Genomic DNA, 26,530 nt, shown 5'->3' with positions numbered 1-26,530 from the left:
GCCGCTCAGTGGATGATTTCGAACAGGCCGGCTGCGCCCATGCCGCCACCGATGCACATGGTCACCACGCCGTACTTCGCCTTGCGCCGCCGGCCCTCGATCAGGAGATGGCCGGTGAGCCGCGACCCGGTCATGCCGTAGGGATGACCGATCGCGATCGAGCCGCCGTTGACGTTGAGCTTGTCCGGATCGATTCCGAGCTTGTCGCGGCAATAGATCACCTGCACCGCATAGGCCTCGTTCAGCTCCCAGAGGTCGATGTCGTCGATCTTGAGGTTATGGCGCTTGAGCAGGCGCGGGATCGCGGCGACCGGGCCGACACCCATCTCGTCCGGCTCGACGCCGGCAGCGACGAAGCCACGAAAAATGCCAAGCGGCTTGAGATCCTTTCTGGCCGCAATCTTGTCGCTCATGATCACGCAGGCCGAGGCACCATCCGAGAGCTGGCTGGCATTTCCCGCGCTGATTGTCTTGCCCTCGAACACCGGCTTGATCTTGGCGAGGCCTTCGGCGGTGGTTTCCGGACGCGGGCCTTCGTCCTTTGTGAGCGTCACCTGCTCGTAGGTGACCTCCTTGGTGTCCTTGTTGAACAGCGCCATCCTGGTCGTGAACGGCACGATCTCGTCGTTGAAGCGGCCGGCCTGTAACGCAGCGCCGACGCGGCGTTGGCACTCGAGGCTGTATTCGTCCTGCTTGTCGCGGCCGATCTTGTAGCGCTCGGCAACGACCTCGGCGGTATCGAGCATCGACATGTACATTTCGGGCTTCATCGCCATCAGCTCGTCGTCGACGGCGTGAAACTTGTTCATGTGCTCGTTCTGCACGAGGCTGATCGACTCGATGCCTCCGCCGATCGCGACCTCGACCCCGTCGAGCATCACCGAGCGCGCGGCGACCGCGATGGCCTGCAGGCCGGACGCGCATTGCCGGTCGATCGTGGTGCCGGCCACCGTGATGGGCAGGCCGGCGCGGATCGCGCCCTTGCGGGCCACGTTCATCACCATGGTGCCTTGCTGCATCGCGCAGCCCATGACCACGTCTTCTACTTCTCCGGGCGCGATGCCGGCGCGCTTCACGGCTTCGGCCATCACGTGCCCGGCCATGGTGGGGCCGTCCGTGTTGTTGAGCGCGCCGCGATACGCTTTGCCGACGGCCGTTCGGGCGGTGGAAACGATGACTGCTTCAGTGGTCATGCCTGCCTCGCTGCTTACGCGGCCGCGTCCAGCTGCGCGTAACGCAGCACATGGAACGCGGGATCGCCGAACTGGATGTTGATGGAGGAGATTCGCTTGAAATAGTGCCCGACGTTGAGCTCGTCGGTCATTCCCATGCCGCCGTGAAGCTGCACCGCCTGATCGGCGACGAACTTGCCGGCATAGCCGATCTTCGATTTTGCACCCGAGGCGAGCCGCGACAGGCCGGCATCGCCAGCGCTGAGGCTGAGGCTCAGATGCTGCATCAGGGAAAGCGCCTCCTGATGTGCGATGAACATGTCGACCATTCGGTGTTGCAGCACCTGGAAGGAACCGATGGTGGTGCCGAACTGCTTGCGCGTCTTCGAATACTCCAGCGTCGCCGAGTTCAGCTCGCCGATGGCGCCGACTGCTTCCGCGCAGAGCGCGCCGATGGCACGGTCACGGCAGACTTCCAGCGCGGCAACACCCTCGCCTTCTGCGCCCAGCAATTGCCCGCGGACCTCGCGCAGGCCGAGCTCGGCAGCCCGGCGGCCGTCGATGGTCTTGAAGCTCTGGAGATCGACGCCGGTCGCGCGCCGATCGACCACGAACAGGCTGACGCCGCCGCGGTCACGATCGTCGCCGGAGGTCCGCGCCGAGACGATTAGATAGTCGGCCCAAGGTGCGGCGATCACCATGGTCTTCGCGCCGGTCAGGATGTGGTCGCTCCCCTCGCGCCGCGCCCGCGTCGTGACATTGGCAAGATCGAAGCGCGATGCCTTCTCCGTCCAGGCCAGCGTCCAGATTTTCGAGCCGTCGATGATTTCAGGGATGAAGCTTTGCTGCTGCTCCGGCGTGCCCACGTGCTCGATCAATCCGCCGGCCAGCACGACCGTCTCGACGAACGGCTCGACCACGAGGTGACGGCCGAATTCATGCATCACGATCATGGTCGACAGCGGACCGCCGCCGAGACCGCCAGCGCCCTCGGAGAACGGTGCAGCGAGAAGGCCGAGCGCGGCGAAAGCGTCCCATTGCTTTCGGCTGAAGCCCTCCTCGCTTGCCACGATCTTGCGCCGCGCCTCGAAGTCGTACTGGTCGCGCAACAGGCGCTGGACGCTGGATCGCAGCAATTCCTGCTCTTCCGTGAACTGAATATCCATCCGATCCTCCCGATCCGCCGTGGCTAGAGCCCGAGCACGGCTTTGGCGATGATGTTGCGCTGGATCTCGTTGGATCCGCCGTAGATGCTGAGCTTGCGCGCGTTCAGATATTTTTCCGACGCGGTATGGCCGTAGTCGGGGCCGGGCATGAAGCGGTTGGCGCTGACCGGATGCTCGCGGATGGCAAGGCCGTAGTTGCCGATCGCGCGATGGGTGAGTTCGGTGATGGCCTGGAAGATTTCGGTGCCGCGGATCTTGAAAAGCGAGGCGGCCGGGCCAGGATCTATGCCGCGCGCCATCTGGGCGACGACGCGCAGCTCCGTCGCCTCCAGCGCCAGCACGTCAAGCTCGATGCGGGCAATGTCCCGCAGAAATTCGAGATGCGCGGGATCCTCGGCCGGTATTTCGGCCTTCACGATCTGTTTCAGCTTGTTGATGTAGCGGGTGGACCGGCCGATGCCGGCCATGCTGGTGCGCTCGTTGCCGAGCAAGAACTTGGCGTAGGTCCAGCCCTTGTTCTCCTCGCCGATCAGGTTCTCGGCGGGCACGCGGACGTTCTCGAGGAAGACGTCGTTGACCTCGTGGCTGCCATCGATCGTGATGATCGGCCGCACGGTGACACCGGGCGACTTCATGTCGATCAGCAGGAAGGAGATGCCTGATTGCGGCTTCGCGCTCGGATCGGTGCGCACGAGGCAGAAGATCCAGTCGGCATGCTGCGCCAGCGTGGTCCAGGTCTTGTGACCGTTGACGATGTAGTGGTCGCCGTCGCGCACGGCCTTGGTTCTGACGGTTGCGAGGTCCGAGCCGGAGCCAGGCTCCGAATAGCCCTGGCACCACCAATCCTCGCCGGACAGGATCCGCGGCAGAAATCTCTTCTTCTGCGCCGCGTTGCCGAACGTGTAGATCACCGGCCCGACCATGGTGACGCTGAAGGCGAGCGGCGGCAGCGTGCCGGCGCGCGAGGTCTCCTGCTCGAAGATGAAGCGCTGCGTGACGGACCAGCCCGGGCCGCCGTACTCCTTGGGCCAGAGCGGGGCGATCCAACCCTTCTTGTGGAGGATCCGGTGCCACAGCAGCGATTGCTCCTTGGTCAGGTCGGTCTCCGGATTTGGAACGCGCATTTCCGGCGGATAGTTCTCCGCAATGAAACTGCGCACCTCGTCACGAAACGCGGCGTCCTCGCGGGAAAGCTTGAGCTCCATGGCAGCAGGCTCCGCTACCACTTCTCGCCGAAGGGACGGATCTCCAGCTCGAACGTCCATGCGCTTCTCGGCTGCTGGTAGAGCTGCCAATACGAAGTTGCGACGGAGGACGGAGGCATCAAGGCGTCCGGATCATCCAGCGCGGTGGGCCCGAGAGCCTCCAGCCGGCGTTGCCGAACCCACTCGGTGTCCACGCCGGAATCGATGATGAGATGCGCGACGTGAATATTTTTCGGGCCAAGCTCGCGGGCCATGGCTTGCGCGACTGCACGAAGGCCAAACTTGGCGCTTGCGAAAGCAGCATACCCGCTGCCGCCTCGGAGCGAGGCGGTCGCCCCGGTAAAGAAGATGTTGCCACCCCCGCGCGGAAGCATGAGGCGGGCCGCCTCGCGACCGGCCAGAAAGCCGGAATAGCAGGCCATTTCCCAGACCTTGCGGAAAACGCGTTCTGTGGTTTCCAGAATTGGGAAATTGACGTTCGCCCCGATGTTGAAGATGCAGACTTCCAGCGGCGCGTGCTTGTCCGCATCGTTGAGGAAGGAGATGATTTCGTCTTCCTTGCGAGCGTCGAGCGAGCGTGCGTGAATCTCTCCGCCGGCGGCCTCGATATCCCTGACGAGCGGAGCCAATTTTTCGCCGTTACGACGGCCGGCGAAGACCGTGAAGCCTTCTGCGGCGAATTTTTTGGCGATCTCGCCGCCGATGAAGTCTCCGGCGCCGATGACGGCCACGGTTGCGTTTCTCTTTTGCAAGATGTCCTCCCGGTAAGTTAGATATGTTGCCTGCGGAATTCGGGCGTCTGCACCGCAGGGGCTGCGCCACCTTCGCGCAAGCTCTCCGCGAGCTTGTGCTTGAGTATCTTGCCGGTCGATGTCGCCGGCAAGGCATCGAGGATGACAATTTCGGACGGCCGCTTGTAAGAAGTAAGCTGAGACCGGACAAAATGCATCAGGGTCTCTGGTGTCGTGCAAGATCCTGGCAGCAACTGCACAAAGGCCACGATCTCCTCATTGCCGTCCGCGGCACGACCGACCACAGCGGATTGCACGACGTCCTTGTGTGAACTGAGGACTGCTTCGACCTCCGCGGGATAGACGTTGAAACCGGAACGAATGATCATTTCCTTGGTGCGGCCGACGATGTACAGACAATCGCCGTCGAAACGTGCGAGATCGCCGGTATTGAACCAGCCCTCGCTGTCAATCACCTTCGCGGTGAGCTCGGGGGCACGATAATACCCCAGCATCACGTTGCGCCCGCGAACATGCAGCTCGCCGACTTCACCGGATACAGTCGGAAATCCTTCGATGGTTCGCACCCGGGCTTCCACACCAGGCAGCAGCGTTCCAACAGCCTGATCCGAGCGTGGCCTATTGAAACGTACGCCTGATATTCCCGGCGAGCATTCGGTGATCCCGTAGCCGTTGAGCAACGGAAGCCCGAACTCTTTTTCGACACGCAACTTCAGGTTCAAATCCAGCGGCGCGCCGGCGACGGCAATCAAGCGCAACGAGCCTCGGGACAGTTGTTCCACGCCTGATACGCTCTTGTACTCCAGCAGGCGCTGATAGGTGGCAGGCACGCCATTGAGGATGGTGACGCCCTCCTCCGCGATGGCCTTTGCGGTCGCGGCAGGATCGTATTTGCTGACCATCCGCACCGTGCCGCCAACCATCAGCGTCATGATCAGGAGCGAGATGCCGACGATATGCGAGATCGGCAACACAAGATAGATCTTGTCCTTCTCGTTCATCCCGCGGAAGTACGCGGTGGTCTTTGCGCTGATCAGAAGATTGTCATGCGAGAGCATCACGCCCTTGGGAGTCCCCGTCGTCCCTGACGTGTAGATCAAAACCGCGACTTGCCTTGCTGGATCGGTCTCCACGGGCTGGACTGTCGCGCTTTCGTTGAGCGGGCCAACCCCAATTTCCGCTAGCGGGCCAATTCGCCGATTCTCGGCGCCGTAGCGTGAGGCGTGAGCAGCGGCCTCCTTCGAAATACCGGACGTGAAAAACATCCGCCGGGCGCCGCTGTGATCGCGGATCTGGTCCAGTTCGCGCGCCGACAAGCGCGGGTTGGCGACAATCGCCCAGGCGTCGAGCCGGCTTGTCGCCAGCAGCAAAGCAGCAAGCGCAATACAGTTTTCGCTGACAATGATCATCCGATCGCCGGCCCTGATCCCCAGCGACGAGAGCACGGTGGCGATCTCGTCAACGCGCTGCTCCAGTTCTCGATAGCTCCAGGAAGCCCCGTCCTCGACCAGCGCAATCCGGTCGGGCGCTCTGGCAACCGGTCCTGCCGTTACTTCATGGATTCGGCTCGGCAAGCCGACAGCAATCTCGTCGCCACTGATCGTCTCTGAAAGCTCCAGCACGACTGACCTCCCGACCGACCATGCCAACTTTGCAATTCGGCACACTTGGCTTCAGTTTATAGTTCTTTTTTAGAACTCGTCAATCGATAAATCGTCGTCGGACCGGAGTCGAACGGACAATCCATCTCTGAGCATGGTTTTGCGCGGCTCATAAAACCGCCGTTTACAACGCATCATCCGACAGCTAGTCTACAGTATCAAAGAAGAACTTAAAGGGAGGATCGAGGATGGCGGCGAGCCGCGGTGTAGCGATACTTGTTGGCGCAGGCGATGCCATTGGCGCGGCGGTCGCCCGGCGTTTTGCCCGAGGCGGCTATACGGTTTGCATCTGCAGGCGCGATGCCTCCAAATCGCAGGGACTACTGGCCGAGTTGAGGGCCGCGGGGCATGACGTTCACGCATTCAGCGTAGATGCGCGCCAGGAAGCAGAAGTCCAAGGCATTTTCGCGCGGGTCGAGAAAGAGCACGGGCCTGTCGAGGTTTGCCTCTACAATGCCGGCTCGAACGTCAACAAGCCTCTGCTCGACACGACGGAGAAGTTGTTCTTCAAAGCCTGGGAACTCGCCTGCTATGGTGGTTTCCTGGTTGGACGTGAGGCTGCCCGCGTGATGCTGTCGCGCGGACGCGGCACCATCTTCTTTACGGGTGCGACGGCAAGCGTGCGTGGCGGCTCGGGGTTTGCAGCATTTTCATCGGCGAAGTTCGGACTTCGAGCAGTGGCCCAGGCGATGGCGCGCGAGCTTGGACCGAAGAACATTCACGTCGTGCATCTCCTGATCGACGCTGGCGTGGATAGCGAGGCGATTCACCAACGCATGAAGGCAGCGAAGGGGATCGAAGCAAGCGATATTCCGCCGGATAGCCTGACCAAGGCGTCTTCTATTGCCGAAGCCTATTGGTTCACCCACCAGCAAAGCAAAGATGGCTGGACCCACGAGCTCGATCTCCGTCCGTCCGTGGAGAAATGGTAATATGGATGCGACACCAAACCTGACCCTGTGGGGCGTTGGAACGAGTCGCACCATTCGTCCGCATTGGGCCATGCACGAACTGGGCTTAGCCTATAAGACAAAGCCCATTGGCCCGCGAACCGGCGAAACCAAGACCGCAGAATACTCGAAGCTCAATCCGCGCCAGAAGATCCCGCTGCTTCAGGATGGCGACTTCTGTATCGGCGAGAGCGCAGCGATCGTTGCCTACCTGTCGCGCATGTATTCCACGCCGGAACGATCGCTGATTCCGGAAGCCCCGCGCGAGTATGCCGCGTGGCTGGAATGGTGCTTCTTTATCGTCGCGGAGCTGGATTCCACCAGCCTTTACGTGATGCGCCGCCATCGGGCCGACGCGCTCGGACCGATCTACGGCATTGCACCCGAGGTCGTTGCCCAGGCCGGCGAGTATTTCCGCCAGCAGTTGCGCCATGTCGAAGTCGCGCTCGCAGATGGCCGGCAATTCCTGATGGGCGACCGGTTTACGAGCGCAGACATCCTGCTCACGATCTGCCTAGAGTGGGCCATCGCCTATGGCGTCGGCATTTGCGACAACGCTCAGCCCTATCTCGAACGCATCAGGAAACGGGAAGCCTTTCAGCGAGCCGTTGCGGCGAATGTTCCGATGGCACCGATCACGCCGGCGCCGGCGAAGGTCTAAAATACGTCGCCAACGGGCTTCGCGGTTAGACCGCGACGCGCACGCTGCGCTCGGCGACCATCTTGTCGATGGCGCCGTCGTCGTAGCCCAGCTCGTGCAACACGTCGCGGGAGTGCTCGCCCACCCTGGGAGCAGGCCCACCGATCGCGGCCTCGTTGATCGCAAAACGCGCTGCTGGCTTAGGTTGCCGCACCCGCCCCACTTTCGGTTGATCGAACTCGGCAATGATATCGCGCGCGACCACCTGTTCATTGTGGATGATCTCGCCCCGCCGCAAGATCGGCGAACAGGGGACGTCGGCGGCATCCAGACGCTCCAGCCATTCTGCGGTGGTGTGCTGGCTGATATATTCGGCCATTTTGTTGATGCGTGCCGTGGCGTTGACCGAGCGCGCCGATGGCGTCGCAAACCGGGGATCCTTGGCAAGCTCGGGGTCGCCGGTGGCGCGGCAAAAACCCTGCCATTCGGAATCGGAAATAGTACCGGCGGTGATGTAGCCGTCGCTGGTCTTGAACACGAGATCAGGCCGATCGTTAGGATCGGCAGCAGTGGCCTCGGCACCCACCACCGTGTATTGCATCATGCCTTCCGGCCACAAATACGAGATCATCGCATCCAACATAGCGACCTGAATGTGATCACCTTGCCCTGTCTTCTCGCGGGCATAGAGTGCTGCCGCTACCGCCTGGGCGGTGAACACCGCGGTAGTCTTGTCACATACGATGGTTCGGATCATCTGCGGACGGTTCGTGACCGGCTGCGACTGGATATCGGCAAAGCCCGAGAGGCCCTGAATGATCGGATCGTAAACACGCTTCTTCACATAGGGTCCGGTGTCACCAACACCGCTGATCGAAACATAGATCAGGCGCGGATGTCGCTGGCGCAACTCTTCCACGCCGAGACCGAGACGCTCCATAGTGCCCGGCCGGAAATTCTGCACCAGGACATCGGTTTGCGCGACCAGTTTGGCGAGAACCTCACGGCCGGCTGCGCTTTTGACGTCAATCGACAGCGAGCGCTTGCCACGATTTGAAGAAATGAATAGCGCGGAGAACTCGCCATCCTTATCAATGGTGGCACGGCTGCGCCGGGTAATGTCGCCGCCGATCGGCTCGATTTTCAGGACGTCCGCGCCCTGATCCGCCAGGAACATGGTCGCGAAAGGACCCGAAACTACGCCTGTCAAATCGAGGACGCGAACGCCGTTGAGGGGACCGGGCATCACATTCTCCCTGAATTGACTTTGTTATAAGGTCGACTGAGGTTTCGTCATGCAGGTGCGCGGACGTCTGCCCGGCTCTGCAAGGCTCCAGGTTCTGGCCTTAGGCCGTCTTCGAAACGGGCTGGCCGATCTGCTCGACGATCGACTCCTCCACATCGCGAAGCTGGTCCTTGCCGAAGAACATCTCATTTCCAACGAAGAAAGTCGGCGAGCCGAATGCGCCGCGGTTGACCGCGTCGGTGGTCCGATCGATCAGCCGCTTCTTGACGTCATCCTGCTGTGCACGCGCAATCAGCCGGTCGATATCGACGCCTGAGGAGATGAATGCCTTTCGGAAAGTTTCAAGGTCATCCATCTTCTTCGGCTCCTCCCACATGTGGTGATAGGCCGCGCGGAAATACGGCTCGAACACGCCTTCGAACTGCGCCGCGACGGCACCGCGCATCAACATCAGCGTATTGACCGGAAAGAACGGATTGGGACGAAACTTCGTCACGTTATGGCGGCGAATGAAGCGCTGGGTCTCCAGAGCCTGGTATTCCGGCTTGTTCTTGATGCCACGAAGGGAATCGAACGGGGACATGTTGCCGGTCGCCTTGAAAATGCCGCCGAGCAGGATCGGGACATATTCGAATTTCACGCCGGTGCGCCGTTCGATTCCCGGAAGGGCCAGTTCCGCGAGGTAAGCATTCGGACTGCCGAAATCGAACAGGAATTCAACTTTGAGGGACATGTCAGCTCCTCCCGCAGAGCGCGATGTTGGTCAGATTTGGGTGATCTTCTAGGCCGAACGCAGGCTGTCACTCATTTCTATAGTTCTAAAATTGAACTGTCAAATCCGCTCTGAAATCACGGCGTTTCGGACGACCGGCGGGGGTATTGTATCCACTTTAGTACCTATCTAGAATGGTGTGAGCGGCGCCTGCCGCTTCCCCTGATTCGGGCGGAACAGCCGCCGGCCGACCGGAGAGCAGAATGAAATGGGATGAACTTGAGGAAGAGCCGTGTTCGATGGCTCGCACCATCGGTGTGATTGGTGACCGCTGGACTCTTCTGATTCTCCGCGAATGCTTCCTGCGCACGCGCCGCTTCGAGGGTTTTCAGTCAGCGCTTGGAATCACACGGCATTTGCTCGCCGAGCGGTTGAAGAAGCTGGTCCGGCAGGGCGTCCTGCGCCGCATTCCCTATCAGGAGTCGCCTAAACGCCACGAGTATATCCTGACGCAAAAGGGCCTCGACCTCTATCCGATCATGATGGCGCTCGTACATTGGGGCGACACCCACATGGTCGACGAACGCGGACGTCCCCTGCTGCATGAGCACCGCGAGTGCGGAAAGATGTTCGACCCCGTGATGGTGTGTTCGGAATGCGGCGAGCCGCTTTCAGCCAAGGAAGTTCATGTCCACCCTGGTCCAGGCGCGCGCCCGGCTCCAGAGAGGGTCTTGCTTGACAAAAAAGCAAAGCCGAAGCCCCGCAGGAAAGCGGCGTAACGGCGACTAGGCGCGTTTCCCCGCAACGGCCGCAGCGCCACAGCGGCTAACTCTGCGCCATCGGCTGGGTGAACTACAGCTTGACGCCCCCTGGTGCAGAAGCGCATCAGTTCGACTGACTATCCGATTTGCTCGCCATAACCCTCTGTTCTACGACAGGGCGTAAGAGGCCTCCCCGAGTAGCCTCTGCGGTTTATATTGCGATCAAAGCCACGGAGAGACCCCAATATTGTCCATGTGATGCAGGACGTTGCTTAGTTCGATTCTGGACCGAGCATTAGAAGCTCAATTTCCAAACGCGCCAAAAAATTTGGCAGGAATGGAGCTGCTTACCCAACGAACTCAACAGCTTGAGATCTGGCTGGGGCGGGAGGGATCGAACCTCCGAATGGCGGAATCAAAATCCGCTGCCTTACCGCTTGGCTACGCCCCAACAGACGACGAACGAGGTAGAACCGGCTACCGCAGATTCCCGTCGGTCGCAGCCGGTCTATAGGGAGCGGCGCGGCATTTCAACCGCCTGGAGGGGCAAAATACCCTTGGCATACCCTTGGCCCAGTCGGCTGGCGGCCTACGCTCTATTCCAGGCCTCAATGGCCGCCCCCGTTCCGGCCCAGCCATCCCGACGGCCCCAGTTGAGACCGCCCCCGTTTCATGGGAATACGGCGCCAATAATTGTCCTCGGGAGTGAGCCATGACCTACCGCGCGCCGATCTCTGACATGCTGCTGTCGCTCAACCATGGCGCGGGCCTCAAGGCCGCCGTGGAGGCCGGCCATTATGGCGATTTCGACGCCGACCTCGCGGCCGCCGTGCTGGAGGAAGCCGGCAAGTTCGCATCCGACGTCCTGGCGCCGCTCAACAAGGTCGGCGACGAGCACGGCATCAAGCTTAGCGACGGCAAGGTCACGACCGCGCCGGGCTGGCCCGACGCCTACAAGCGTTGGACCGAGGGCGGCTGGAACGCGGTGTCCGGCCCCGAAGATTTCGGCGGCCAGGGCCTGCCGCTCGCGATCAACGCCGCCTGCACCGAGATCTGGAGCGCGGCCAATGTCGCCTTCGGCCTCTGCCCGCTGCTGACGGCCTCGGCGATCGAGGCGCTGGATGCGCATGGCAGCGACGAGCTGAAGAAGATCTATCTCGAAAAACTGGTCTCCGGCGAATGGACCGGCACCATGCAGCTGACCGAGCCGCAGGCCGGCTCCGATGTCGGCGCGCTCCGCACCCGCGCCGAAAAGCAGGCGGACGGCACCTATCGCATCAAGGGGACGAAGATCTTCATCACCTATGGCGAGCACGACATGACCGACAACATCGTGCATTTCGTGCTGGCGCGTCTGCCCGATGCGCCCGCCGGCACCAAGGGCATCTCGCTGTTCCTCGTTCCCAAGTTCATGGTCAATGCGGACGGCTCGCTCGGGCAGCGCAACGACATCTATGCCTCCGGCGTCGAGCACAAGCTCGGCATGCATGCCTCGCCGACCTGCACCATGACCATGGGCGATCACGGCGGCGCGATCGGCTTTTTGATCGGCGAAGAGAACCAAGGCATGCGCTGCATGTTCACGATGATGAACCAGGCCCGCCTGGGCGTCGGCCTGGAGGGCGTCGGCGTTGCCGACCGCGCCTATCAGCAGGCGTTGGCTTATGCACAAGAGCGCAAGCAGGGCCGCGCGGTCGGCAAGACGGGCGACGGCTCGGATGCGATCTTCGTGCATCCGGACGTCAAGCGCATGCTGATGCGGATGCGGGCGCAGACTGCGGCCGCGCGCACCATCTGCTATGCGACCGCCGTCGCGATCGACGTCTCGACGCGCGCCAGGGACGCGAAGGTGCGCGCCGACGCGGCAGCACGCGCGGCGCTGCTGACGCCGATGGCCAAGGCCTATTCCACCGATGTCGGCAACGAGGTCGCCTATCTCGGCGTGCAGGTGCATGGCGGCATGGGCTTCATCGAGGAGACCGGCGCGGCCCAGCACTACCGCGATGCCCGCATCACCGCGATCTACGAGGGCACCAACGGCATCCAGGCGATCGACCTCGTCACGCGCAAGCTCGCAGCCAATGGCGGCGCGGCCGTGTGGGCGCTGCTCGACGAGCTCTCGGCAACCGTCAAGCAGGTGGAGGCCTCCAACGATCCCGCCTTCGGCACCACGGGCGTGAAATTGCGTGAAGCGCTCGACGCGTTGACGCGCACCAGCAAATGGCTGCTGGAGCGCGTTGCGTCCGCACCGAATGAGGCGCTTGCCGGTGCGACGCCGTATCTGCAGCAGTTCGGCGCGACGCTCGGCGGCTGCCTGCTCGTCTCCGAGGCGCTCGCCGCCAAGGCCGAAGGCCTTGGCGATGCGCCACGCTACGTCTCGCTGGCACGCTTTTTTGCCGAAAACATCGCGGTGCAGGCCGGCGCGCTCGAGCGCACAGTGACGGAGAGCGCGGAGTCGGTCGCGGCGGCGGATGCGGTGCTGCTGGGGTGAGTCGGCGCGTCGCTCTTGATCCGTCATCCTGAGGTGCGAGGCTTGAGATGCGAACGCATCGCGAGCCGAGCCTCGAAGGATGCACGGCCGGGATCCAGCCGGGCCGTCGCCCTTCGAGGGCCGCTGAAGAAGCGGCCACCTCAGGGTGACGGTGATAGATTTGGCGCTTCTTCCGTCCTCCTCCCCGGCCGCCGCAGCACGATGCCCGCCGCCACGAGATCCAGCACCACACACATCGCAAAGGCCGTCGTATAGTCGCCGGTCAGGCTGCGCACGACGCCGACAATGCCTGGGCCGAAGGCGCTGACGATTCCGCCAATCGAGGTGCCCAGTCCCATTGCGGCGGCGAAGGCGGCAGCGCCGATCTCGCGCTGGATGATCAAGGGCGGGAACGTGATCATGTTGCCGATCGACAATCCGTAGACGGCGCAGCAGGCCAGCAGCACGGTCGGATTCGTGCTTTGGAGCAGCACGAACAGCGCCGCCGCCTGGCTCGTCATCGACGCCGCGCAGGCGAGCCGCGGGTCGAGGCGGTCGACGAACAGGCCGAGCGAGAGGCGGCCGACCACCGCCATCGCCGCCATGATGGTCACGGCAAGGCCAGCACTGGCGCGCCCGATCAGCGGCTCCAGAAACGTCACCTGGTGGATGATGAATCCCATCTGCGCCAGCAGCGCCATCGCGATCGGCAGCACCATGGTCCAGAACGCCGCATTGGCGAGCAGCGCCTTGCGGGAATGGCTCGGCGCGGCCGCGCCGCCGGCGCTCGGAGGTCCGCCCGATGCCAGCGGCGTCCCGGCAGGCCAGCCGATGAAGGTCACCACGACCGGCAGCACCAGCACCATCATCGCGAGCGTGGCCGCCAGCATTGCGGAACGGAAGCCGATGCTGCCGGTCAGCGACAGCAGCAGCGGGACGAGGATGATGCCGCCGCAGGTCGCGCCGTTGAAGGCGAGGCTGAGCGCAAGCCCGCGCCGACGCTCGAACCAGGAATTCAGCACGGTCGCGATCACAACGGTCCCCATGCCGGTCCAGCCGACCGACATCAGCGCATAAGCGAGATAGAGCTGCCAGGGCGTCTGCATCAGCGCCAGCAGCACGGTCGAAGCGCCCAGCGCCGACAGGCCGCACAGGATCAGCGAGCGCAGCCCGATGCGCTCGAGCAGATCATCGGTGAAGATGACGAGCACGGAGGTCAGGAGAAACGAGAAGGTGCTGGCCGCGGAAACCAGCGTGCCGGGCCAGCCATGGGCGCGCTGAAGCTCGGCGAGATAGACGCCCTGGCCGTAGAGGCCGAAGCCGAACATGAAGAAGGCCATCAGGAAGCAGGCCAGCACGACGCGCCAGCCGCGATAATGCGGCGAGGATTCGTCAATACGGGTTGCGGCGATCGTCAAATCGAGCAGTCCGTCAATGGAACGGGCGCCAGATCGTGCACCACAACCACCGGTTTTTCAAATGAAACATTGTAGCTAATTGTTGCGAGGCGCGACGGCGGCGGGTGCCATGCATCAAACTTACGGGAATTCGGCACCGAAAGATTGAGCGAGCGCATTGGCACGCCCGCGAGATGATGTAGGCTGATGCTTCGCAACACTCGCGAGCGGCAAGCGTCGCGGCGCGCGCAGGGGGCTCTCATGCCGAATGGCAACATCGTCATCACCGAAGAGCGCGGAACGCGCGTGATCACCCTGCGCCGCCCGGGCAAGAAGAACGCGATCACCCAGGACATGTACCGGGAGATGAGCCGCGCGATCGACACCGCCCAGAACAATCCGGATATCCGCTGCATGATCATCACCGGCGGCTCCGGCGTCTTCACCGCCGGGGACGACATCGACGATTTTCTCCACGCCGACGCCTCGCGCCCCGAGATGCTGTCGAACGGCGCCAAATTCCTCTATTCGCTCGCCCTCAATGCCAAGCCGATCATCGCAGCCGTCGATGGCGCCTCGATCGGGATGGGCACCGTGATGCTGTTCCACTGCGACTATGTGCTGGCCTCGAACGCCGCGACCTTCTCCGCACCTTACATCCATCTCGGGCTCGTGCCGGTCGGCGCGGCCAGCCTCCTGATGCCGAGCACGATGGGCTACCAGCGCGCCTTCGCGATGCTGGTGATGGGGCGGACCTTCACCGCCGCGGAGGCGCAAGCCGCGGGCTTCGTCAACACCGTGGTCTCGCCGGGACATACCGAGGTCGAGGCGCGCAAGGTGGCGCGCGAAATCTGCCGGCTGCCGGCCGACGCCGTCGCAATCTCGCGCAAGCTGCTGCGCGCCCCGCCGGAGGAACTGACCCGCCGCATCGACCAGGAAGGCCATCTGTTCGGCGAGCGGCTCAAGTCGGACGAGGCGATTGCCGCGTTCAACACCTTCGCGAACAGGAAGAAAAGGTGAGGTGTGGTCGGCGACCAGCCAATGGTCGTCATTCCGGGGCGCGACGAAGTCGCGAGCCCGGAATCCATCGGGCCGCAGAGTTGGTGGATGAATGGATTCCGGGCTCGACGCTGCGCGTCGCCCCGGAATGACGGCGAGAACTTTCGTGAAACCTTCGCGCGGAACGATTAGTCTCGGCTCCATGCAATACCGATCCATCCTTGCCGCACTCGCCCTCGCCACCCTCCCCGCCTCTGCCCAGACCGCCGCCCCCGTCGAGCTGCGCGTCCTCGCGATCAACGATTTTCACGGCAATCTGCGGCCGCCGCCGGTCGGCATCCGCATCAATGACCCCGAAGACAAGACCAAGAAGGTGATGGTGGCGGCCGGCGGCGCCGAGTACATGGCGACGCTGGTGAAGCAGCTGCGCGAGGGGCGCAAGAACACCATCTTCGTCGCCGCCGGCGATCTGATCGGCGCGAGCCCGTTCCTGTCGGCGATGTTCCACGACGAACCCTCGATCGAGTCGCTGTCGATGATGGGCCTTGCGATCAGCTCGGTCGGCAATCACGAATTCGACGAGGGCAAGACCGAGCTCTTGCGCATGCAGAACGGCGGCTGCCATCCCATCGACGGCTGCCAGGGGCCGCATCCCTTCACCGGCGCCAAATTCCGTTATCTCGCGGCCTCCACCGTCGAGACCGCGACCGGCAAGAGCGTGCTGCCGCCCTACGAGATCCGGGAATTCGACGGCATCCCCGTCGCCTTCATCGGGCTGACCTTGAAGGAGACCGCGGGCGTCGTCTCGCCAGCGGGCATCGCCGGGCTCGAATTCCGCGACGAGGCCGAGACGGTGAACGCGCTGGTGCCGCAGCTGAAGGCGCGCGGCGTCGAAGCGATCGTGGTGTTGATCCACCAGGGCGGCGAGCCCGCCGGCGACTACAATGAATGCCCGGCTATCACGGGGCCGATCGTCGACATCGTCAAGAAATTCGATCGTGCCGTCGACGTCGTCGTCAGCGGCCATACCCACCGCGCCTATGTCTGCGATATCGACGGGAGGCTGGTCACCAGCGGCGACAAATACGGCACGTTGGTCACCGCGATCGACCTCAAGCTCGATCCCGCAACGCGCGACATCGTCAGCGCCAAGGCCGAGAATGTCATCGTCGCCAATGCTTCGCTGGCCAAGGATCCCGAGCAGACCGCATTGATCGACGCCTACGACAAGCTCTCTGCGCCGATCGCCAACCGGCCGGCCGGTTCGGTGACGCAGATACTGTCGCGCGTGCCGAACGAGGCCGGCGAAAGCGCGCTTGGCGATATCATTGCCGACGCGCAATTGCTCGCAACCCGCGATGCGAAGGATGGCAGCGCTGTCATCGCGCTCACCAATCCCGGTGGCATCCGCACCGACATCGTTCCGAAGGAGGATGGCGCGATCACGTTCGGCGATGTCTTCGCCAGCCAGCCGTTCCGCAACCGCCTCGTCACCATGACCCTGACCGGCAGCCAGCTCAAGGACATGCTCGAGCAGCAATGGCTGGACCCAAAGCGGCCGCGGATTCTCCAGGTGTCGAACGGGTTCAGCTATGCCTGGGATGCATCAAAGCCATTCGGCGAGCGCGTCAGCCTCGAGAAGATGACGCTCAACGGCAGGCCGATCGAGCCTGGAAGCGGCTACCGCGTCACGCTCAACGATTACCTCGCCGTCGGTGGAGACGGGTTTACCGTCGCCAAGCAGGGCACGGCGCCGCGATATGGCGGCTACGACGCGGACGCGCTGTTCGCGTTCTTCCGGGCACACGGGCCGATCGGTCCGCTGCCGCCCACCCGCATCCTGCGCGTTAATTGATCCGGATCAAACGGGCCGGATCGGGACGACCCTTTGCCATTGCCGGCCAAACGCCTAGATTGGGTTTTGCATTGCGTTTTGGCGCCGGATGCGCCAACGACGTCAAAAGCCCGCATCCCATGAGGCCGACCTGATGAGCACGCTTCTCCTTTCCCATAAGGCCTGCCTCGACCATGTCACGCCGCCGGGACACCCTGAGAGGCCGGATCGTCTGCGCGCGGTGGAAGAAGCTTTGTCGCATGAGCGCTTCCAGTTCCTGGCGCGCGGGGAGGCGCCGGAGGGTGATCTCGATCTCGTCACGCTCTGCCACAACGAGCACTACGTCACCGAGCTGCGCCACATCGCCCCGACCAGCGGGCAGGTCTATATCGACGGCGACACCTCGATGTCCCCCGGCACATGGGAAGCCGTGATGCGCGGCGTCGGCGGCGCGGTGGCGGCGACGGAAGCGGTGATGAATGGCGAGCACCGCAACGCCTTCGTTGCGGTGCGCCCGCCCGGCCATCACGCCGAGATCGGCAAGCCGATGGGCTTCTGCTTCTTCGACAATGTCGCGATCGCCGCGCGCCACGCCCAGCGCAAATACGGCATCAAGCGCGCGGCCATCGTCGATTTCGACGTGCATCATGGCAACGGCACGCAGGACATCTTCTGGTCGGACCCGACCGTGATGTACTGCTCGACGCACCAGATGCCGCTGTTTCCAGGCACCGGCGCGAAGAGCGAGCGCGGCGATCACGATACCATCGTCAATGCGCCGCTCGCCTCCGAGGACGGCGGCCCGGAATTCCGCTCCGCGTTCGAGAATCTGATCCTGCCGCAGCTCGAAAAATTCAGCCCCGAGCTCCTGATCATCTCCGCCGGCTTCGACGCGCATTATCGCGATCCGCTGGCTTCGCTGAACCTGCGCGCGGAGGACTATGCCTGGGTGACGCGCAAGCTGATGGATCTCGCCGACAAGACCGCCGAAGGCCGCATTGTTTCGGTGCTCGAGGGCGGCTATGACCTGCAAGGACTGAAAGAATCTGTTACGGCGCATGTCGGCGCCCTGATGGGCGCTTGAATGCGCCCGCCACATTAAGCCCGCAAAACCCGCCTTCACTGTCAGGAAAGCGAATCGGGCAATCGGAAACGGATATGGCCGAAAATACTCAAGTCGACGTCTCCAGGCTCACCTTCGAGCGCGCGATCGAGGAACTCGAAACGATCGTGAAGCGGCTCGAGGACGGCAAGGTGCCGCTCGAGGAATCCGTGACGATCTACGAACGCGGCGAGGCCCTGAAGCGGCGCTGCGAGGAATTGCTACGCCAGGCCGAGGCCCGCGTCGACAAGATCACCACCGATGCCAGCGGCCAAGCCACCGGCACTGCTCCGCTCGACGTCCAGTAAAGAGTGAAGCCGAGACTTTCCCGCTCAGCCTCCTGACGACGCAGGGCCGCGCGAGACGCAGGGCCGCGCAAAACGTCTTCATGGGAAGCGTGGCCGCCGCATCCTTTTCAGGATCGCACGGCGCTGTTCTCGAGAGGCATCGGGGTTCCGTGCCGGCGGATCGATGCCGTCCCCGTTCCAGAATCGGCCATTGAGGGCGAAAAAGCTCTCATTCAGGCAAAAAAAGACTGCCAAGGAACGAGCAGGGCCGGAGTCGCTTATCCCGGGCCACGGTTAACCAATGTGGCCCGCGAGTTACACCTGCATACCCCCAATCGGTCCGGCGGGTTGGCTTTGGCCCAAGCTTTGGTGTAAAGCTGCGCGGAGTGTGGCTTTTTGCAAGCCTTGCGTGGGCACCGATTACCGACGACAAGCGCTTCAAACTGCTAATGAAATTGGCTTGGGACGGACGAAGCCGATCTAAGTGACAGGGATCACAGAGACTGAACCGGAGCGCACTTAAGCTTACCTAAGCTTGAAGACGGGGCCTTGCCCCGTGCAGGTGGCTCCGACGGTTTGAGGACTCGCGCTGCGCCGATATTGTGCAAACCCATCGCGCACCGGAATGACCTTCCGGCGCTGACAAATTGGAAATCGCCGTGAACGCATACAGTAAGACGCCGCTTCTCGACACCATCCGGACGCCGGAAGACCTGCGCAAGCTCAAGGTCGAGCAGATTCGCCAGGTGGCCGACGAGCTGCGACAGGAGACCATCGATGCCGTCTCGGTGACCGGCGGTCACTTCGGCGCCGGCCTCGGCGTGGTCGAGCTCACCACCGCGATCCACTACGTCTTCGACACGCCGCGCGACCGGCTGATCTGGGACGTCGGCCACCAGGCCTATCCGCACAAGATCCTCACCGGCCGGCGCGACCGCATCCGCACGCTGCGCACCGGCGGCGGCCTGTCCGGCTTCACCAAGCGCAGCGAGAGCGACTACGATCCGTTCGGCGCGGCGCATTCCTCGACCTCGATCTCCGCCGGCCTCGGCATGGCGGTGGCGCGCGACCTCTCCGGCGGCAAGAACAACGTTATCGCCGTGATCGGTGACGGCGCGATGTCGGCCGGCATGGCCTATGAGGCCATGAACAATGCGGGTGCGATGAACTCGCGCCTGATCGTCATCCTCAACGACAACGACATGTCGATCGCGCCGCCGGTCGGAGCCATGAGCGCCTATCTGTCGCGGCTCTACTCGGGCAAGACCTATCGCACGCTGCGCGATGCGGCCAAGCAGATCAACAAGCGCCTGCCCAAGATCCTCGCCAACCGCGCCAATCGCGTCGAAGAATATTCCCGCGGCTTCATGATGGACGGCGGCACGCTGTTCGAGGAGCTCGGCTTCTATTATGTCGGCCCGATCGACGGCCACAACCTCGACCATCTCCTGCCGGTGCTGAAGAACGTCCGCGACATGGAGACCGGCCCGATCCTGGTCCACGTCGTGACGCAGAAGGGCAAGGGCTACGGCCCGGCGGAAGCGTCCGCCGACAAGTACCATGCCGTCGTCAAGTTCGACGTCGCGACCGGCACCCAGGCCAAGGCCAAGCCGAACGCGCCGGCCTATCAGAACGTGTTCGGCCAGAGCCTCGTCAAGGAAGCGCAGAAGGACGACAAGATCGTCGCCATCACCGCGGCGATGCCGTCGGGCACCGGCGTCGACATCTTCAACAAGGCCTTCCCCGATCGCACCTTCGATGTCGGCATCGCCGAGCAGCACGCGGTGACCTTTGCCGCAGGTCTTGCGACCGAAGGCTACAAGCCGTTCTGCGCGATCTACTCGACCTTCCTGCAGCGTGGCTACGACCAGATCGTGCATGACGTCGCGATCCAGAACCTGCCCGTCCGTTTCGCCATCGACCGTGCCGGCCTGGTCGGCGCCGACGGCGCGACCCATGCCGGCTCGTTCGACAACGCCTATCTCGGCTGCCTGCCGAACATGGTGATCATGGCGGCGGCGGATGAGGCCGAGCTCGTGCACATGGTGGCGACCCAGGTCGCGATCGACGACCGTCCGAGCTCGCTGCGCTATCCGCGCGGCGAAGGCCGTGGCGTCGAGATGCCAGAAGTCGGCATTCCGCTCGAGATCGGCAAGGGCCGCATGATCCGCCAGGGCAGCAAGATCGCCCTGCTCTCCTTCGGCACGCGCCTCGCCGAATGCGAGAAGGCCGCTGACGAGCTCGCCGCCCACGGCCTGTCGACCACGATCGCCGATGCGCGCTTCATGAAGCCGCTGGATACCGAGCTGGTGCTCGAGCTCGCGCGCGACCATGAGATCCTGATCACGATCGAGGAAGGCTCGATAGGCGGTTTCGGCTCGCATGTCGCGCAGTTCCTGACTGACCAGGGCGTGCTCGACACCGGCATGCTCAAGTTCCGCTCGATGGTGCTGCCCGACGTGTTCCAGGACCACGACACCCCGGCGGCGATGTACGCCCGCGCTGGTCTCGACGCCAAGGGCATCGTCGCCAAGGTTTTCGAGGCGCTCGGCAAGGATGTGAAGACCGAAACGGTCAAGCTGGCTTGATGGTTTCACCTCTCCCGCTTGCGGAAGAGGTCGACGCGCAGCGTCGAGTGAAGGCTTTCGCCTCTTGGAGGTGCTCGCTTGCAGAAGCAACCCTCTCCCAGCCCTCCCCCGCAAGCGGGGGAGGGAGCGCAGTCTTCGCCGCGGATCGCAGCTCGCCTGATTTCTCCCAAGCGGTCACTCCATGAAAATCTATCTGGCAGGCCCCGACGTGTTCCTGCCGGATGCGGTCGAGATCGGCCGGCAGAAGGTCGCGATCTGCGCAGCACACGGGCTTACCGGGCTCTACCCCCTCGATAACGCGATCGATCTCACCGCGCTCGATGCATCGCGGCAGATCTTTTGCGGCAACGAAGCGATCATGGACGCGGCCGACGCCGTCATCGCCAATCTCACTCCGTTCCGCGGGGCCGGCGCCGACCCCGGCACCGTCTACGAGCTCGGCTATATGGCCGGCCGCGGCAAGTTCTGCCTCGCCTATTCCAACGACGGCGCCGTCTATGCGGACCGCGTCACGCGCTTCATGGACGTCACGTCGGAGGACGGGCGGCTGGTCGACGCCCAGGGGCTGACCGTCGAGGATTTCGGTCTCGTCGACAACCTCATGATGATCCATGCGCTGGAGCTGCATGGCTGCCCGCTGGTGACGCCGGCCGCGATGCCGATCGACGTCTGGCACGATCTCGCCGCGTTCGAGACTTGCGTCCGGATGGCGGCTGCGCGATTGATCGCCACATAAGCCTTTCAGTCGTCCTTCGGAGATCCGATGTCCCCTGCCCGCAAGCGCGCGGATGTTCTCTTGGTCGAGCGCGGCCTGTTCGAGAGCCGGGCGCGGGCACGCGCGGCCATCGAAGCCGGGCTCGTCACGGCCGACGACAAGCAGGTCTCGAAACCGTCGGAGACGATCGCTGAGGACGCGGTGATCCAGGCCGAGCCCGCGCACCCCTACGTCTCCCGCGGCGGCGTCAAGCTCGCCGGGGCGCTGGAGCGCTACCCGATTGATATCGAGGACCATGTCTGCCTCGACGTTGGGGCCTCCACCGGCGGCTTCACCGAGGTGCTGCTGGCGAACGGTGCCAGCCTGGTGTTCGCAATCGACGTCGGCAGCAGCCAGCTGCATCCCTCGCTGCGCGATCATCCGAAGATCGTGTCGATGGAGGAGACCGACATCCGCAGTTATGAGGGCAAGCGCCTGCCGGCGCGGCCCGACGTCGTCGTCATCGACGTCAGCTTCATCTCGCTGAAGGCGGTGCTGCCGGTGGCGCTGTCGCTGGCGGCCGCGCCGATGAGCCTGCTGGCGCTGATCAAGCCGCAGTTCGAGGCGGACCGGAAGCACAACAAGAAGGGCATCATCCGCAACGCCGCCGTGCACCAGGAGATCTGCGACGACATCGCGGCTTTTGCCGCTTCGCTCGGCTGCACCGACATCGAGGTGTTCCCCTCGCCGATCCCGGGCGGCGACGGCAATATCGAATTCTTCCTGGGCGCGCGCCGTGGTTGAGCGGCTGACCATCGATCATGTCGGCCATCGCGGTGACGGCGTTTGCCTCGACGCCGGCGAAGCAATCTATGTGCCCTACACGCTTCGAGGCGAGACCGTCGAGGTCGATCACGTCGTGGGCCACCATCCCGACCGCCGCAAGATGCTCGCAGTGGAGGTCGCAAGTCCCGAACGCGTCGAGCCGTTTTGTCCGCATTTCGGCGTCTGTGGCGGCTGCGCCATCCAGCATTGGGCGGCTGAGCCGTATCGCGCCTGGAAACGCAATATCGTGGTGGAAACGCTGGCGCAGGCCGGCATCAATTGCGAGGTGGCGCCGCTGGTCGATGCCCACGGGGCCGGGCGCCGGCGCATCACGCTGCACGGCCGGTTCGGCACGCACGACATCCTCAAGGTCGGCTTCTCCGCGACGAGCTCGCATGACGTCATTCCGATTCATCGCTGCCCCATCCTCGACCCCGCACTCGACGGCGCACTTGATGCCGCCTGGGCGCTGGCCGAGCCGCTAACCACCAAGATGCCGGTGACGAAGCCGCTGGATATCCAGGTCACCGCGACCGCCAACGGTCTCGACGTCGACGTGCGCGGCTCCGGCGCGCTGCCGACGCCGCTGGTCACGGCGCTGTCGCGCGTCGCCGAGCAGCATCGCCTGGCACGGCTGACGCGGCACGGCGAGCTTGTGCTGCAACGGCTGCCACCGACGGTGAAGATGGGCCGCGCGGAGGTGACGCTGCCGCCAGGCTCGTTCCTGCAGGCGACGGTGGCAGGCGAGGAGACGCTTGCGGCGCTCGTCACTGAGCGCATCGGCAAGGCCAAGGAGGTTCTCGACCTCTTCTGCGGCGTCGGACCATTCGCGCTGCGGCTCGCCGAGAAGGCCCGCCTCACCGCCTATGACAGTGACGCCGGCGCCATCGCGGCCCTCGCGAAGGCCGCGCGCACGCCGGGCCTGAAGCCGATCAAAGCCGCGCCGCGCGATCTGTTCCGCCGCCCCCTGGTGCCGCAGGAGCTGCGCGACTTCGATGCCGTGGTGTTCGACCCGCCGCGCCAGGGCGCCCAGGCACAGGCACTGAAGCTCGCCGCGAGCAAGGTGCCCGTCGTGGTCGCGGTGTCCTGCAACGCCGCAACCTTTGCCCGCGACGCGCGGCTGCTGATCGACGGCGGCTATCGGCTGGAGGCGGTGGTGCCGGTCGATCAGTTCCGCCACACGCCGCATGTGGAGCTGGTGGCACGGTTCAGCCGGTGACGCCAGACTCTACTGTTCGAGCATGATCCTTTCGGAAAAGCGCTGCACACTTTTCCGGATCATGCTCTACGCCGACGGCTCGAATTGCGGCTGCCATCGCAAGAGGTAGGACTGCAGCGAGCGCACCGCGATCGCCAGCAGGATGCCGACGAACATCATGACGAAGATGGCGACCATCATCTCGCTGGCATTGGCGCGCGCCTCCGCTTCGATGATGAGCTTGCCGAGCCCACGTTCGGCACCGATGAACTCGCCGACGATGACGCCGATCAGTGCAAAGGACACGGCTGGCAGCAGCGAGGCAAACACCCAGGCGAGCGCGGACGGGATCACGACCGTGCGCAGCACCGTGAATTCGCTGGCGCCGAGCAGGCGGGCGGCGGCGACCTGATCGCGGTCGACCGCACGCGTTCCCTCGAAGGTGTTGAAGAACACCACGAAGAACACGACGAGCCACGCCGTCGCGATCTTGGAGAGATCGCCGAGGCCGAAGATCAGGATGACGAGCGGCACCAGTGCGATGCGCGGTATCGAGTTGAGCGCCACGATATAGGGTCCGAACACGCGGGCAAGGAAGTCCGAGCGGCCGAGGACCAGGCCGGTCGCGATGCCGCTCGCTGAGCCGAACAGAAAGCCCCACCAGGTGTTCTTCAGGGTGACGAGCGTCGCAAGCCACAGATTGTTGTCGCTGCCCGTGATGCAGGCGGTAAAGCCGGCCGCGTCGGAGAAGCAACCAAGCCGCAGGAAGCTCTGCCAGATCAGCGATGGCTTGGCGACGAAATAGGGATCGAGGATCTTCGGCACGTAGGCCTTCGGCAGCAGCGCCCTGCTCCACTCGAAGCCCCACTGCCAGACGACGAGAACGGCTGCGAGAATGGCCAGTTGCCAGAACAGAATGACGGTGCGGCTCTTGGTCATGATCACTCGGCCTTGGTGCGGCGGAATTCTTCGCCGAGGGAATGCCAGATGTGGGAATAGAGCCGGCCGAACTCGGCGGTCTCGCGCACGGCCACGGGATCGCGCGGACGCGGGATGGCGACGTCGAAATCTTCCTTGAGACGCCCGGGCCGCGCCGAGAGCAGGATGATGCGGCTCGCCAGCGTCAAGGCTTCGCCGAGATCGTGCGTCACGAACAGCACGGTCTGCCGCTCGCGTTCCCAGATCTCCAGCAGCGTCTTGTGCATCTCGAGCTTGGTGTGGGTGTCGAGCGCACCGAACGGCTCGTCCATCAGCAGGATCTCGGGCTCTAGGATCAGCGTGCGCATCAGGGCGACACGCTGACGCATGCCGCCGGACAGCATGCGCGGAAAGCTCTGCGCAAAGCCCGAGAGGCCAGCCTTCTCGACGGCCGAAGCAACCCGCCCCGCCCGCTCGGTCTTCGGCAGTCCCGCGATCTCGAGCCCATAGCCGATGTTCTGCTCCACGGTTCGCCAGGGGAACAGCGTATCGCGCTGGAAGACATAACCGACCCTGGGGTTGACCTTGCCGGTCTCGACCGTGTTCTCGTCGATCAGGATGCGTCCGCCCGAACGCGGCAACAGCCCCGCGACCATGTTGAGGATGGTGCTCTTGCCGCAGCCGGATGGACCGAGCAGCGCGACGAACTCGCCCTGCTTGACCTCGAAGGAAACGTCATCCACTGCCACGAACTCGCGGCCGGACGCGTTGAAGCGCTTGGCAAGACCCTGCACGGCGATGCGCGTGCGCGCCGCCGCTGTTCGATCCTTATCGCGCGCGAGCGCGAGGCCCTGGCCTGGCGCGGCGATCATTTGTATTTCGCCCTGGCCGTCTGGAGGAAGCTCATGTCGACGACATCCTCGTACCTGGTCTCGGGAATGTCGGTCCCCTTGCGATACCAGGGCTTGGCGCCGCGTTCGAACGCGGGCTTGTCGATGATCCCGTCATAGGCCCAGGTCGACTTGTCGAAGCCGAGCTCGGCGCTGACCGCATCGGGATCGATGCCTGAGAAATATTTCGGCGTGACCAGCGCCTGCACCTCCGCAAGCGGCGTCGCCTTCACGAAAGCCATCGCACGGTAGATCGCGTTGACATAGGCCTGCACCATCGCCTTGTCCTGCTCGACCGTGTCCTGGAGCGTGTAGATCACGAGCACGGGCAGCGTCCCGCCGAAATCCTTGTCGAACACGCCGGGCTTCGACGTATCGTAGATCGTCCGGCCAAAACCCTTCTTCTCGACCTCGACGATCCAGCTCGGCGGCGCCATGATGGCATCGAACTGCTTGGTCTGGAGCGAAGGGAACATGGTGTTGGTCCCGCCGCCCGCGACCCAGTTCACCTTGTTGCCGAGGCCACGCGCTTCGAACACATAGGTGCCGAACACCCAGGTGCCCGACCCGATGGCGGTCGCGGCGACGATCGGCTTGGCGCCGTCCGCGCGCTTGTAGTCTGCGAGCTTCTCGACCGAATTGATGCCGCTGTCGTAGAGGTCCTGCCGGACCATGATGTTGGCATAGGAGCACACCATCTCGGTCGCGAGCAGGATCTTGCAGGGCTTGCCGCGCGCACCGAGCTGGAGCGGATGGCTGGCGTCGCCATGCGCGAACAGCGCCTGCCCCGCCGCCAATGTCTGGCGGCCGAATGTGCCGGCATTGCCGGTGACGAGCTTGGAATCGAGCCCTTCGTCTCTGAAGTACCCCTTCAGCTCCGCGATCATGCCGATGGCGTAGACCGGTGAGACCGGCCCGAACGCGAGCGAAACCTGCTTGGCCTGTGCGTGCAATCGTCCCGGCAGCAGCGATGCACCGGCCCATGCGGAGCCCGCGATCAGCGCCTGGCGCCTGGTCATCTTCATGTGCTCCTCCTCCCCTGGTTTTGTTCGATTGCGCCGAC

General features: G+C 63.7%; 23 protein-coding genes and 1 tRNA gene. 12 read left to right on the top strand and 12 right to left on the bottom strand.

The genetic code is table 11. The annotated features are described in order from the left end of the window. Nucleotides 1-5: 5 nt before the first annotated feature. The 5 genes from YU9_RS0100565 to YU9_RS0100545 are packed head-to-tail and all read right to left on the bottom strand — an operon-like array spanning nucleotide 6 to nucleotide 5,917. Nucleotides 6-1,193 (bottom strand): acetyl-CoA C-acyltransferase, encoded by a 1,188-nt coding sequence (locus YU9_RS0100565; RefSeq protein ID WP_027571007.1) that lies wholly within the window; start codon nucleotides 1,191-1,193, stop codon nucleotides 6-8. Nucleotides 1,194-1,207: 14 nt separating this feature from the next. Then, on the bottom strand, nucleotides 1,208-2,338 hold the full coding sequence (locus YU9_RS0100560) for an acyl-CoA dehydrogenase family protein (protein WP_027571006.1): 1,131 nt from the start codon (nucleotides 2,336-2,338) through the stop codon (nucleotides 1,208-1,210). Nucleotides 2,339-2,361: 23 nt separating this feature from the next. Next, nucleotides 2,362-3,543, bottom strand: a complete 1,182-nt coding sequence (locus tag YU9_RS0100555) for an acyl-CoA dehydrogenase family protein (protein ID WP_027571005.1) — start codon at nucleotides 3,541-3,543, stop codon at nucleotides 2,362-2,364. 14 nt (nucleotides 3,544-3,557) lie between these two features. Then, entirely contained in the window at nucleotides 3,558-4,295 is a 738-nt protein-coding gene (locus YU9_RS0100550) for an SDR family oxidoreductase (RefSeq protein ID WP_018322608.1), read from the bottom strand. Between the two features lie 17 nt (nucleotides 4,296-4,312). Continuing rightward, complete coding sequence (locus YU9_RS0100545; protein ID WP_027571004.1) at nucleotides 4,313-5,917, bottom strand: class I adenylate-forming enzyme family protein; 1,605 nt, start codon at nucleotides 5,915-5,917, stop codon at nucleotides 4,313-4,315. A 227-nt stretch (nucleotides 5,918-6,144) separates the two neighbouring features. Between YU9_RS0100545 and YU9_RS0100540 the strand changes: the two genes are divergently transcribed. Together YU9_RS0100540 and YU9_RS0100535 are read left to right on the top strand one after the other, a co-directional pair. Then, a complete protein-coding gene (locus YU9_RS0100540) occupies nucleotides 6,145-6,888 on the top strand; it encodes an SDR family NAD(P)-dependent oxidoreductase (RefSeq protein WP_027571003.1) in 744 nt (247 codons plus the stop codon). Nucleotide 6,889: 1 nt separating this feature from the next. Continuing rightward, a complete protein-coding gene (locus YU9_RS0100535; protein ID WP_027571002.1) occupies nucleotides 6,890-7,567 on the top strand; it encodes a glutathione S-transferase family protein in 678 nt (225 codons plus the stop codon). 25 nt (nucleotides 7,568-7,592) lie between these two features. On the opposite strand, the gene YU9_RS0100530 is transcribed toward YU9_RS0100535, so the two are convergent. Both YU9_RS0100530 and YU9_RS0100525 read right to left on the bottom strand, forming a co-directional pair. Continuing rightward, complete coding sequence (locus tag YU9_RS0100530; RefSeq protein ID WP_027571001.1) at nucleotides 7,593-8,792, bottom strand: CaiB/BaiF CoA-transferase family protein; 1,200 nt, start codon at nucleotides 8,790-8,792, stop codon at nucleotides 7,593-7,595. Nucleotides 8,793-8,892: 100 nt separating this feature from the next. Next, on the bottom strand, nucleotides 8,893-9,525 hold the full coding sequence (locus YU9_RS0100525; RefSeq protein WP_018322603.1) for a 2-hydroxychromene-2-carboxylate isomerase: 633 nt from the start codon (nucleotides 9,523-9,525) through the stop codon (nucleotides 8,893-8,895). 242 nt (nucleotides 9,526-9,767) lie between these two features. Between YU9_RS0100525 and YU9_RS0100520 the strand changes: the two genes are divergently transcribed. Next, entirely contained in the window at nucleotides 9,768-10,283 is a 516-nt protein-coding gene (locus tag YU9_RS0100520) for a helix-turn-helix domain-containing protein (protein WP_027571000.1), read from the top strand. 358 nt (nucleotides 10,284-10,641) lie between these two features. Here YU9_RS0100520 and YU9_RS0100515 read toward each other — a convergent pair. Beyond that, a tRNA-Gln gene (locus tag YU9_RS0100515) sits at nucleotides 10,642-10,716 on the bottom strand. Nucleotides 10,717-10,977: 261 nt separating this feature from the next. Between YU9_RS0100515 and YU9_RS0100510 the strand changes: the two genes are divergently transcribed. Then, nucleotides 10,978-12,756, top strand: a complete 1,779-nt coding sequence (locus YU9_RS0100510) for an acyl-CoA dehydrogenase (RefSeq protein WP_027570999.1) — start codon at nucleotides 10,978-10,980, stop codon at nucleotides 12,754-12,756. A gap of 140 nt (nucleotides 12,757-12,896) precedes the next feature. Here the strand turns inward: YU9_RS0100510 and YU9_RS0100505 are convergent, their stop codons facing one another. Further along, a complete protein-coding gene (locus tag YU9_RS0100505) occupies nucleotides 12,897-14,153 on the bottom strand; it encodes an MFS transporter (protein WP_036016749.1) in 1,257 nt (418 codons plus the stop codon). Between the two features lie 240 nt (nucleotides 14,154-14,393). Between YU9_RS0100505 and YU9_RS0100500 the strand changes: the two genes are divergently transcribed. The 8 genes from YU9_RS0100500 to YU9_RS0100465 all read left to right on the top strand — a co-directional run bounded on the left by YU9_RS0100500 (nucleotide 14,394) and on the right by YU9_RS0100465 (nucleotide 23,680). Next, nucleotides 14,394-15,152 (top strand): enoyl-CoA hydratase-related protein, encoded by a 759-nt coding sequence (locus YU9_RS0100500; protein WP_027570997.1) that lies wholly within the window; start codon nucleotides 14,394-14,396, stop codon nucleotides 15,150-15,152. Nucleotides 15,153-15,333: 181 nt separating this feature from the next. Next, entirely contained in the window at nucleotides 15,334-16,986 is a 1,653-nt protein-coding gene (locus tag YU9_RS0100495) for a bifunctional UDP-sugar hydrolase/5'-nucleotidase (RefSeq protein ID WP_027570996.1), read from the top strand. A gap of 133 nt (nucleotides 16,987-17,119) precedes the next feature. After that, the gene (locus tag YU9_RS0100490) at nucleotides 17,120-18,049 is read left to right on the top strand and encodes a histone deacetylase family protein (protein WP_027570995.1); all 930 of its coding nucleotides are present in this window, start codon (nucleotides 17,120-17,122) and stop codon (nucleotides 18,047-18,049) included. 74 nt (nucleotides 18,050-18,123) lie between these two features. Beyond that, nucleotides 18,124-18,375 (top strand): exodeoxyribonuclease VII small subunit, encoded by a 252-nt coding sequence (locus YU9_RS0100485; protein ID WP_008132970.1) that lies wholly within the window; start codon nucleotides 18,124-18,126, stop codon nucleotides 18,373-18,375. A gap of 638 nt (nucleotides 18,376-19,013) precedes the next feature. Further along, entirely contained in the window at nucleotides 19,014-20,942 is a 1,929-nt protein-coding gene (dxs, locus tag YU9_RS0100480; protein WP_027570994.1) for a 1-deoxy-D-xylulose-5-phosphate synthase, read from the top strand. 181 nt (nucleotides 20,943-21,123) lie between these two features. After that, nucleotides 21,124-21,678 (top strand): nucleoside 2-deoxyribosyltransferase, encoded by a 555-nt coding sequence (locus YU9_RS0100475; protein WP_027570993.1) that lies wholly within the window; start codon nucleotides 21,124-21,126, stop codon nucleotides 21,676-21,678. Between the two features lie 27 nt (nucleotides 21,679-21,705). Continuing rightward, complete coding sequence (locus YU9_RS0100470; protein ID WP_027570992.1) at nucleotides 21,706-22,440, top strand: TlyA family RNA methyltransferase; 735 nt, start codon at nucleotides 21,706-21,708, stop codon at nucleotides 22,438-22,440. After that, nucleotides 22,433-23,680 (top strand): class I SAM-dependent RNA methyltransferase, encoded by a 1,248-nt coding sequence (locus YU9_RS0100465; protein WP_027570991.1) that lies wholly within the window; start codon nucleotides 22,433-22,435, stop codon nucleotides 23,678-23,680. Before YU9_RS0100470 ends, YU9_RS0100465 begins: the two co-directional genes overlap by 8 nt. 66 nt (nucleotides 23,681-23,746) lie before the next feature. Here YU9_RS0100465 and YU9_RS0100460 read toward each other — a convergent pair whose 3' ends face one another. Genes YU9_RS0100460 through YU9_RS0100450 form a run of 3 tightly spaced genes read right to left on the bottom strand, consistent with a single transcriptional unit; the run spans nucleotide 23,747 to nucleotide 26,492 of the window. Beyond that, nucleotides 23,747-24,598, bottom strand: coding sequence for an ABC transporter permease (locus tag YU9_RS0100460; protein WP_027570990.1), 852 nt, complete (start codon nucleotides 24,596-24,598; stop codon nucleotides 23,747-23,749). 2 nt (nucleotides 24,599-24,600) lie between these two features. Further along, nucleotides 24,601-25,449, bottom strand: a complete 849-nt coding sequence (locus YU9_RS0100455; protein WP_027570989.1) for an ABC transporter ATP-binding protein — start codon at nucleotides 25,447-25,449, stop codon at nucleotides 24,601-24,603. After that, complete coding sequence (locus YU9_RS0100450) at nucleotides 25,446-26,492, bottom strand: ABC transporter substrate-binding protein (RefSeq protein ID WP_027570988.1); 1,047 nt, start codon at nucleotides 26,490-26,492, stop codon at nucleotides 25,446-25,448. Before YU9_RS0100450 ends, YU9_RS0100455 begins: the two co-directional genes overlap by 4 nt. Between the last annotated feature and the right edge of the window lie 38 nt (nucleotides 26,493-26,530).

The organism is Bradyrhizobium sp. WSM1743 (assembly GCF_000473065.1).
In the GTDB taxonomy this organism is placed as follows: Bacteria; Pseudomonadota; Alphaproteobacteria; order Rhizobiales; family Xanthobacteraceae; genus Bradyrhizobium.
The sequence above is the reverse complement of the archived record's forward strand: the minus strand, read 5'-3'. Positions and strand labels throughout refer to the sequence as shown.